The organism is Paraburkholderia sp. Ac-20336, assembly GCF_017105025.1.
In the GTDB taxonomy this organism is placed as follows: domain Bacteria; phylum Pseudomonadota; class Gammaproteobacteria; order Burkholderiales; family Burkholderiaceae; genus Paraburkholderia.
Genome location: NZ_JAAGPS010000005.1, coordinates 145,599 through 155,712 on the forward strand (window position 1 = coordinate 145,599; position 10,114 = coordinate 155,712).

8 protein-coding genes are annotated in these 10,114 nt (G+C 67.3%); 6 read left to right on the forward strand and 2 right to left on the reverse strand.

All coding sequences use genetic code 11. From position 1 onward, the window contains the following. Nucleotides 1–80 precede the first annotated feature (80 nt). From GXB81_RS04170 to GXB81_RS04190, 5 genes are all read left to right on the forward strand, one after another. A complete protein-coding gene (locus GXB81_RS04170; protein ID WP_167281652.1) occupies nt 81–1,787 on the forward strand; it encodes an ABC transporter substrate-binding protein in 1,707 nt (568 codons plus the stop codon). Nucleotides 1,788–1,864: 77 nt separating this feature from the next. Continuing rightward, a complete protein-coding gene (locus GXB81_RS04175) occupies nt 1,865–2,878 on the forward strand; it encodes an ABC transporter permease (protein ID WP_205988451.1) in 1,014 nt (337 codons plus the stop codon). After that, nucleotides 2,875–3,828: an ABC transporter permease gene (locus tag GXB81_RS04180; RefSeq protein WP_205988452.1), complete on the forward strand. Its 954-nt coding sequence runs from the start codon at nt 2,875–2,877 to the stop codon at nt 3,826–3,828. Before GXB81_RS04175 ends, GXB81_RS04180 begins: the two co-directional genes overlap by 4 nt. Nucleotides 3,829–3,870: 42 nt before the next feature. After that, complete coding sequence (locus GXB81_RS04185) at nt 3,871–6,117, forward strand: ABC transporter ATP-binding protein (RefSeq protein WP_205988453.1); 2,247 nt, start codon at nt 3,871–3,873, stop codon at nt 6,115–6,117. A gap of 566 nt (nt 6,118–6,683) precedes the next feature. Beyond that, a complete protein-coding gene (locus GXB81_RS04190; protein ID WP_167281656.1) occupies nt 6,684–7,157 on the forward strand; it encodes a hypothetical protein in 474 nt (157 codons plus the stop codon). Between the two features lie 100 nt (nt 7,158–7,257). Here GXB81_RS04190 and GXB81_RS04195 read toward each other — a convergent pair whose 3' ends face one another. Further along, the gene (locus tag GXB81_RS04195; RefSeq protein ID WP_205988454.1) at nt 7,258–8,103 is read right to left on the reverse strand and encodes an aldo/keto reductase; all 846 of its coding nucleotides are present in this window, start codon (nt 8,101–8,103) and stop codon (nt 7,258–7,260) included. Between the two features lie 312 nt (nt 8,104–8,415). On the opposite strand from GXB81_RS04195, the gene GXB81_RS04200 reads away from it, so the two are divergent. After that, nucleotides 8,416–9,162: a GntR family transcriptional regulator gene (locus GXB81_RS04200; protein ID WP_167041076.1), complete on the forward strand. Its 747-nt coding sequence runs from the start codon at nt 8,416–8,418 to the stop codon at nt 9,160–9,162. Nucleotides 9,163–9,523: 361 nt separating this feature from the next. Here GXB81_RS04200 and GXB81_RS04205 read toward each other — a convergent pair. After that, nucleotides 9,524–10,114, reverse strand: a 591-nt coding sequence (locus GXB81_RS04205; protein WP_205988455.1) for a CoA transferase, incomplete at its 5' end; no start/stop codon positions are given.

Below are 10,114 nucleotides of genomic sequence, written 5' to 3' on the forward strand. Positions count from 1 at the left end.
AGCGCGCTGCACCTCGCGCTGTCGCGCGGCTCGCGCGACGTCTTCCGAACCGGCAGCAGAATGGACTGGACACGCCATCGATGAAAACGCCCGCGGACCGACTTCCCGCCTCCCATGCGGAACCTCATGCGCCACTGCAAGCAGCCCGCCGCACCGCCGACGCCTACGGCAACCATGCCATCGATGAATTCCTGGCCGGCCGCCTCACGCGGCGCGAATTGCTGCGTTACGCGAGCGTGATCGGCCTGTCGCTCGTGGGCGGCGGCCTGCTCGACACGCCGCGTGCCGATGCACAGAGCGCGCAGAACGCACAGGGCACGGCGGCCCCATCGAACCAGACGATCCGCGTCGCGCATCTGACGCCCGCTGGCGCGGTCGACCCGCTCACCGTGACCGACGCGGCGAGCCTCGCGCTGCTGAACCAGACCGGCGAATTCCTGATCGACGACGACGGCGAAAAGCTCATGCTGAAGCCCGCGCTCGCGCTGTCGTGGAAGCCGAACGACAAGGGCGACGTGTGGACCTTCAAGCTGCGCCCGAACGTCAAATTCCACGACGGCCAGCACTTCGGCGCGAAGGACGTGGCCGCCACCTTCGACCGTCTCGCCGATCCGGCCAGCGGCTCGGCCGCGCTCTCGGTATTGAAGGGCGTGCTGTCGAAAGGCGGCGCAAAGGTTATCGACGAACACACGGTCGAGTTCCATCTCGATGCGCCGAACGGCAATTTCCCGTACTACGTTTCCTCGGACAACTACAACGCCGTGATCCTGCCCGCCAACTACGCGGGCAATTACGAAAAGAGCTTTATCGGCACGGGTCCGTTCAGGCTGGAAAAGTATCAGCCGAAGGTCGGCGCATCGTTCGTACGCAATCCCGACTATTGGGGCGAAAAAGCGTTACCGCAACACGTGCAGTTCACCTTCTACGCCGACGAGCAGGCGCAGCTGCTCGCGTTGCAAGGCCATCAGGCCGACGTGATGGGCACCTTCACCGTGCAGGGCGGCGCAGGCATTCTGAACAATCCCGACTACAAGGCGGTCGGCGTGAAGTCGAGCGCCCATCGGCAGATTCATATGCGCAACGATAGCCCGCTCTTCAAGGACAAACGCGTACGCGAGGCGCTTGCGCTGTCGATCGATCGCGACGTGCTGGTGCGCGGTCTCTTCAAGGGCCGCGCTCAAGCCGGCAACGACAGCCCGTTCGCGCCGGTGTTTCCGTCGTCGGATGCAGGTGTGCCGCAACGCAAAATCGACGTCGCGAGGGCGAAGCAACTGCTCGCGCAGGCCGGCGTGCCAAACGGCTTCGACGTCACGCTGACCACCGAAAAATACATGGAGATTCCCGACCTCGCCGTGGTCGTGCAGAACGCGGCGAAAGCGATCGGCGTGCGCATCAACCTGAAGGTCGAAAGCCAGTCGCTCTATTACGGCGCGGGCACGCCCGGCAAATCCGACTGGCTCGACTCGCCGCTCGGCATCACCGACTACGGCCATCGCGGCGTGCCGAACGTGTTCCTCAACGCGCCGCTCACGAGCAACGGCACATGGAACGCGGCGCATTTCAGGAATCCGCAATACGACCGGCTGGTCGCGCAATTCGTCGCGGCGCTCGACCTTGCCACGCAAAGGAAAATCTCCGGGCAGATCCAGACGCTGCTGCTCGACGAAACGCCGGTCATCATTCCGTTCTTCTACGATCAGTTGATCGCGATGCGCAAGGGCGTGAACGGCGTGCGCTTCACCGCGCTCGCGCAACTGTATTTCGACCGCGCGACGCTGAGCGCTTGAGCACATGGCTCGAGTACCCGGCCTGAACACTTAGGCACCGCGCGCTTAGGCACCGCACGTTTTCGCAGGAGTTCACGATGTCGGCCACGGCGTCCCCTTCATCATCGCGAGCGGCGGCACACGGCCATGCGAGCCGTGTCGCGCGTTTTCTCGCGACGCGCGCGAGCCTCTCGCTGATTACGCTGTGGCTGCTGTCGCTGATCGTGTTCGCGGGCGGCCAGTTGCTGCCCGGCGATATCGGCCGCGCGGTGCTGGGCCCGCTCGCCGATGCGCGCGCGGTCGCCGCGCTCAATCACCAGCTCGGCGCGGATCTGCCGCTGCTCACGCAGTACGTCGACTGGATCACGCATGTCGTGCGCGGCGACATGGGACTTTCGTACGCGTATCGCGAACCGGTCGGGCCGTTTATCGCCGACGCGCTCGCACATTCGGCCAAGCTCGGCTTCCTCGCCTTCATCGTCGTCGTGCCGCTCGGCATCGCGGGCGGCGTGTGGTCGGCGATGCATGCGGGACGCTGGCTCGATCGCGCGATCAGCATCGCGGGTTTGTCGGCGACGGTGGTGCCGGAGTTCGTATCGTCGATCGTGCTGATTCTGGTGTTCGGCGTGTGGCTGCGCTGGCTGCCGATCGAAGCGTCGTATGCACCCGACGCGAGCGTGTTCGAGCAGTTGAGGCATCTCGTGCTGCCGGTGCTGCCGCTTGTGTTCGTGTTCTTCGGCTATATCGCGCGGATGGCGCGCGCGGGCACCGTCGAAGCGCTCGACGCCGACTACACGCGCACCGCCATCCTCAAGGGCCTGCCGCGCCACGTCGTGATCTGGCGGCACGTGCTGCGCAATGCGCTGCTGCCGACCGTCACGGTAGCCGCAACGCAGCTCGGCTACATGATCGGCGGACTCGTCGTGGTCGAGACGCTGTTCCACTACCCCGGCATCGGCTCGCTGATCTACAACGCAGCCAAGGCGAAGGACTTTCCGATGCTCGAAGCGGGCGTGCTGACGATCGGCGTGGTCTATACGCTTGCGAATCTCGTCGCCGATGCCGTGCATGTGCTGCTCGATCCGCGGCTGCGTGTGAGGAACGGCGAATGAGCGCGACTGTGCCGCCATCGGTGCCACCACCCTCAGTGCCGCCGTCCATGCCGCCGGCTTCGCCTGCGCCGCCCACACCGCCTGTGCCGGGCACGCCCGGCTCCGCATCGCACAACCGCAATCAACCGCGCTATCAACACTTGCTTCTGCTGCTGCGCTCGCCGACCTTCGTCGTGGGCGCGCTGATCGTCGCGTGGTGGATCGGCTGCGCGATGGCCGGGCCGTGGCTCGTGCATCTCGATCCCTACGCATCCGATCCGCTCAACTCGCTCACGCCGCCCGATCGCACGCACTGGTTCGGCACCGATCAGCTCGGCCGCGACGTGTTCTCGCGCGTGATCGTCGGCGCGCGCGACATCCTCACGATCGCGCCGCTCGCGACCTTGCTCGGCACCGCTGCCGGCACCGCGCTCGGGCTCGTCGTCGGCTACTTCGAGGGCTGGGTCGACCATCTCGTGGGCCGCGCGATCGACGCAGTGCTCGCGCTGCCGCTCGTGATCGTCGCATTGCTCGCGCTCGCCGCGCTCGGCGCCTCGAATCTCACGGTGATCGTCGTGATCGGCCTCACGTTCACGCCGATCACCGCGCGCACCGTGCGCGCCGCCGTGTTCGCGGAACGCCATCTCGACTACGTGGCCGCCGCGCAACTGCGCGGCGAACGCGCGCCCTACATCATGTTCGCGGAGATCCTGCCGAACGTGCTGCCGCCGATCGTCGTCGAGGCAACCGTGCGGCTCGGCTATGCGATCTTCGCGGTCGCGACGCTGTCGTTCCTCGGCTTCGGCATCCAGCCGCCGTCGGCCGACTGGGGGCTCGCGCTGTCGGAGTCGTACACGCTGATGGCAGGCGGCGCCTGGTGGACCGTCGTGTTCACGGCGGGCGCGATCGCCTCGCTCGTGGTCGGCGTGAATCTTGTGGCCGACGGCGTGCAGGGCGTGCTTGACCCATAAATGGCCAATGAGAATAACCACTGAGCGAGCGATAAACGAGCGATGAGCGCACAGCCCTCTTCCTCTGCCGCGTTCGCGGCCTTCGACGTGTCGAAGAGCGAGCGCACCGATGCGCTGACCCTCGTCGGCCTGACGGTCGCGTACCGCGTGCGCGGGCGCGATCGCGAGGTGCTGCAGGACGTCTCGTTGCGCGTGCGGCGCGGCGAAGCGTATGGACTCGTCGGCGAGTCGGGCTGCGGCAAGTCCACAGTCGCGCTGGCAACGCTGCGCTATCTGCCGCGCAACGGCAAGGTGAAGGCGGGCAAGATCGCGATCGCCGGCGAGGACGTGCAGAAGCTCGGCGCCGAGGCGCTGCGCGGCATGCGCGCGACGACGGTCTCGATGGTCTATCAGGACCCGGGGCGCGCGTTGAATCCCTCGCTGACGATCGCGCGGCAGGTCTCCGAAGCATTCGAAACAGCGGGCGCCACACGCGACGAAGCACGGCAACGCACGCTCGAAATGTTGAAGCGCGTGCACATCGCGGCGCCCGAGCGCGTGATGGACAGCTATCCTCATCAATTATCGGGCGGCATGCAGCAGCGCGTCGTGATCGCGATGGCGCTCGCGTCGAACCCCGCGCTACTGATTCTCGACGAACCGACCACCGGGCTCGATGCAACTGTCGAAGCCGAGGTGCTCGATCTCGTCGCGCAACTGCGCAAGGAACTCGGCACCGCGGTGCTGTTCATCAGCCACAACCTCGCGGTGATCGGGCGCATGTGCGAGCGCGTCGGCGTGCTGTACGCGGGCAAGCTCGTCGAGGAAGGCGCGACGCGCGACGTCTTCACGCGGCCGCGCCATCCGTACACGGTCGGGCTGCTGCGCTGTCTGCCGACGCCCGGGCGCAGCAAGGACAGCGAGCGGCTCGATACGATCGCGGGCAGCCTGCCCGCGCCGGGTTCGGTCACGCAGGGCTGCATCTACGCGGAGCGCTGCCGTCTCGCCGACGAACGTTGCCGCCGCGAAGCGCCGCCGCCTTACCGGCTTGGCGCCGCGCATGGCGATCAGATGGCGCGTTGCCACTATCACGAGCGGGCGATCGAATTGCCGCGGACGGTGGCGGATGGGGAGACGGGGTTGGCCGACGGGTTGACTGCTGCGCCATCTAATGCGCCGCCGGCTGCCCCACGTACGGTAAGCGATGCGCGGCAACGCGAACCCTCGTCCACCGTGCTGCGCGCGCGCAATCTGTCGAAGACGTTCCACGTTGCCGGCGTGCCGCTGCGCGCCGTCGACGACGTTTCGCTCGACCTCGCGAGCGGCGAAACGCTCGGGCTCGTCGGCGAATCGGGTAGCGGCAAAACGACGCTCGCGAAGCTGATGCTCGGCCTGCTCACGCCCGACGCGGGCAGCGTGCTCGAACTCGACGGCGCACCGCTCGCCGCACGCGTCACGCGCCGCGGCGGCGAGCAACTGAAGTCGCTGCAGATCGTGTTCCAGAATCCGGACTCGGCGCTCAATCGCGCGCATTCGGTGAAGCGGCTGCTCGGCCGAGCGCTCACGCGCCTGAGCGCGCTGCGCGGCCCCGCGCTCGACGCGCGGCTCGCCGCGTTGACGGCCGCCGTGCGCTTGCCGGAGCGCTATCTCGACGCGCGCTCGCGGCAGTTGTCGGGCGGGCTCAAGCAGCGTGTCGCGATTGCGCGCGCGTTTGCCGGCGAGCCGCGTGTCGTCGTCTGCGACGAGCCGACCTCGTCGCTCGACGTATCGGTGCAAGCCGCGATCCTGAACCTGCTTGCCGACCTGCAGCGCGAGCGCGACGTCAGCTACGTGTTCATCTCGCACGATCTGCACGTGGTGCGCTATGTGTCGGATCGCATCGCGGTGCTCTATCTCGGCCGCCTGCTCGAGATCGGACCGGCCGCCGCGGTGTTCGACGGAGCGCAGCATCCGTACACCGAGGCGCTGCTGTCGGCGGTGCCGACGCTGCGCGACCAGGATGAGCGTGACGGCCGGCAATGGCCGAAGCCGGCGCGCATCCGGCTGTCCGGCGAACTGCCGGGGGCGGGCGCGATGCCGTCGGGCTGCATTTTTCACACGCGCTGTCCACTCAAGCTCGGCGCGATCTGCGAGGAGCAGGACCCGCCGTTTCTCGATGCCGGCAACGACGCGGATAAAACCCGCGCGCATCTGATCCGCTGTCATATTCCACCGGAGACGTTGCGTGCGTTGCAGAGCACGGCGCGCGATGACGGCGCGGGCAAGATGGCGGACGCGGACGATTCCGGCGACGCCGTGCCCAACGCCTGACGGCCCGGCATTCAACGTCCGGTAGCGCTGCCAATCGGTTCACGGTTCACTCGCTCCCCTCGCCCAGCTCCGTTGCCTGACCGGCCTCGCACAGCGCCACATCGAAGCCGCCGCGAGTAACGACGGCAACGCGAGAGTTCCGGCAGGTCGGGGGCCGACAACAGCCGGGGCAATCGCGAAAACAATGGCGAAAGCAAAGGCAGCGCCGCCAATGACAACGGCGGCGTGAACGCGTACCCGCCATCGCCCAGTCTCAGACCGGGCTCACGCGCCCTACCCGCCTGCGGCATGTACCGGCATACTGTCCGCTATCCGCCGGCAACGGCGGTGACGTCCCGATCCCCCGGTCGCGCGTCACCGATCGAGGCCGGTCGGAGCGGCCCACCCGCCTTCGGCACGAGCGCCGACGAAAACGCGGCAGAGCGCGCGCCGGCAAGCGCCGGCGCGTCGCGCGAACCGCGCCGCAGGCGGCGGAAACACCACCCCCATTGCGTGCGAGTGTTATGGAACCAATCCGAGACGATCACCTCATATCAGATTCAACGTTCGATATGAGGGCCCACAACATGCAACGAAACGTCCCCCCTTCCGCGACACGCGCGGCCGCCGCCGTGCTGATGGTTGCCGCGCTGGGCCTCGCATCGCTCGCCAACGCGCAAACGCCGGCGGCCAAGCCGGCGCAACCGCTGCAGCAAACCCTGTCGCAAGCCGCGCCGCCGGTCGATCCGACGTTCTCGGCTTACTCGCTCCTGCAAACCTGCAAGCAGCGCAACGACAATGTCGCGGAAGCGCAGTGCGTCGGCGCGATCCGCGGCATCATTCACGGCTACCAGTACGGCGTGCTGTTCCTCAGCCAGCGCGCCCCGCTACCGGCCAACGAAACGCAACGCGTCTCGCTGTGCCTGCGCGACGTGCCGGTGTCGTCGATCGTCGACGACTTCGTCGCGGACGCCGCCCAGGTCGACGACGACTCCCTCAAGCACACCCCCGCCGAAGTCGCGGTGCTCGGTTCCGTGCACCTGCACCACGCCTGCACCTGAGCGCATCGGTAACGTCAGGCTCCGCCGGCCGGGTCACCGGCATCGCTCATGAAGCGCACCGCCGTCTCGGCGGCGGCCGCGCTTGAGCCTGCGTCGGCACTCACAGCATTTCGAGCGGACGCTTGCTGCGCGGCGGTTTGAAGTACGCGTCGAGCGCGGCGAGTTCACCGGCTTCCAGCTTCAGTTGCGAGGCGCGATGGTTGTCGCGCACATGCTCGACGCGCGCGGCCTTCGGAATCGCGCAAATGCCGGGCTTGCCCAGCACCCACGCCAGCGCCACCTGAAACACCGAGATGCCGCGCGCGTCGGCGATGTCGTCGAGCGGCGAGCGCTTCGGCAAACGCGCATGATCGACCGGGCTGTAGGCCATCGCCGGCATCCCGCGCGCGGCGAGCCACGGCAGCAGATCGAATTCCGGCCCGCGGCGCGCGACGTTGTAGAGAACCTGATTGGTCGCGCAGACATCGCCGCCGGACGCCGCGACGAGTTCGTCCATGTCGTCGGTGTCGAAGTTGCTCACGCCCCAGTGACGGATCTTGCCCGCGCGACGCAGCGCCTCGAACGCATCGACGGTTTCGGCGAGCGGCACCGAGCCGCGCCAGTGCAGCAGATACAGATCGAGCCGATCCGTTTTCAGACGCTTGAGGCTTTGCTCGCAGGCGGCGATCACGCCGCGCCGGCTCGCGTTGTGCGGATACACCTTGCTGACGAGGAACACCTTGTCGCGCAAGCCGGCCAGCGCTTCGGCGAGCAGCGACTCGGTCGCGCCGTCGCCGTACATTTCGGCCGTGTCGATCAGCGTCATGCCGAGTTCGATGCCGCAGCGCAGCGCCGCGATTTCCGCCGCGCGCTGCGCCGGCCTCTCGCCCATTTCCCACGTGCCCTGCCCCAATGCCGGAATGCGCTCGCCGCCTGGCAAGCTTACGCTCGCGATATCGCTCGTCATGCTGACTCCTCGAAGTGGCTCGATTCAATGCGGTTCAATACCGTTCAATACGGTTCAATGCGTTTCATGCGATGCGACGCACGGCCCGGTCCGGCACCGTGCGCGAAATAGCGCCAACCGGCGCAATGCGGCTTGAGGCGCCGGAATACATCGGAACACCACGGGGTGCATCGGGACGCGACGCATGCCGCAAAAGCTTAGCGACGAGTTTAGCGGCTCGGCAGCCTCGCGGCGGCGCGCCAGGCAAAAGCCCGCTATAACGCGGCGCGCCGATGTTCTAGAATTGCCGCTTGCCTATCTCGCGTGAGCCCCATGACCTCTGCCTCGGAAGACCGCTGGCGCGACCTGCGCCCGGACCCGGAAAACGACACGCCGCTCTATCTGCAGCTCGCCCGCAAGCTCGGCAGCGCGATTCACGAAAACCGCTGGAACGCCGGCGAGGCGCTGCCTTCGGAGCGCGTGCTGTCGGAGGCGCTCGGCGTCTCGCGCATCACGTCGCGCAAGGCGATCGCGCTGCTCGTCGAGCAGGGTTTGATCCGCCGCACCCAGGGCGCGGGCAGCTTCATCACGCCGCGCTACGAAGATCCTTTGTCGCGGCTGTCGAGCTTCAGCGAAATGCTGCGGCGGCGCGGCTTCACGCCGAGTTCGAAGTGGCTGTCGCGCGAAATCTCGCCGGCCAATCGCGATGAAGTGATCCAGCTCGGGCTGTCGCCGGCCGCGGCGGTGACGCGGCTGCGGCGGCTGCGGCTTGCCGACGGCATCGTGATGGCAGTCGAGAACTCCACGTTTCCGGCGGCGGTCATTCCCGATCCTCAGGCGATCGGCGATTCGCTGTACTCGTATCTGGAGAGTCGCGGGCTGACGATCGTGCGCGCGCTGCAGCATTTTCGGGCGGTGAACGCGAGCGAGGAAATCGCGCAGCAGATGAGCATCGCGCCCAACGAGGCGCTGCTGCTGATTACGCGCGTCGGTTATACGGCGGATCAACGGGCGATCGAGTTGACCGATACGTATTGCCGGAACGATTACTACGATTTTGTCGCGGAGTTGAGGAAGTAGGGGTGGAGATGCGAGGTGCCGTGATGTGTGGTCGCGGTGCATTCGTCTGTCTTGTGCGGCGGGATGCTGAGCGGTTGCGGTTGCGGTTGCGGTTGCGGTTGCGGTTGCGGTTGCGGTTGCGGTTGTGATGTGGCGTAGCCTTCGCGCTACGCCTGTCTCGCCTCGCGAGTCGACATGCGCCAGCGGTAACGCTAAAAACGCGGGCGTCTCCTCTCGCCCGTTCCGGGGGCGGCCTGTTGCGCGTGCGGCCGATCGAGCCCGATTGCGAATTGCCGTGTCGCGACGCAATCACTCAGGTGTGGTCGGACAAGAAGTCGAGCAGCCAACCCGTTGCCGCGATACGTCGCACACGCACCCGGCGCTACGCCCATCTCGCCTCATGCGCACCGATACGCGCCGGCGGCAATGCATAAAACGCGGGCGTCTCCGCCAACGCTTCCGCCGGCTGCACACCAAGCACGCGGCCGAATTCCGACTGCACGCTCGCGACGCAATCACCTATCTCGTCGAGCGCGACCTCGGGCGCCTGCTGCCCATCGGGTAGCAGCCCGAACGACTGAAGCCAGCGCCCTGTCTGCGCAAGCGACACCTTCACGTGCCAGCTGCCGCCTTCGCTGGCTCGCCGCGCAAGCGCGACCAGCGCGCCGAACGCCGCCAGATAGCCGGTTGCGTGATCGAGCGCCTGACACGGCAGATGCCGCGGCTCGGCGCTGCCCGCTGCGGCGCGCTCGTGCCACGCGATGCCGCTCGCCGACTGCACGAGGCTATCGAAACCGCGCCGCTGCGCCCACGGCCCCGTATGCCCATACGCGCACACCGACACATAGACGATGCCGGGCCGCAGCCGCGCCAGTTCCCGAGGACCGAAGCCGCGCGCGGCGAGCGCGCCCGGGCGATACGCCTGCAGGAACACGTCGGCATCGCGCGCGAGTCCGCCCAGCGTCTCGCAGCC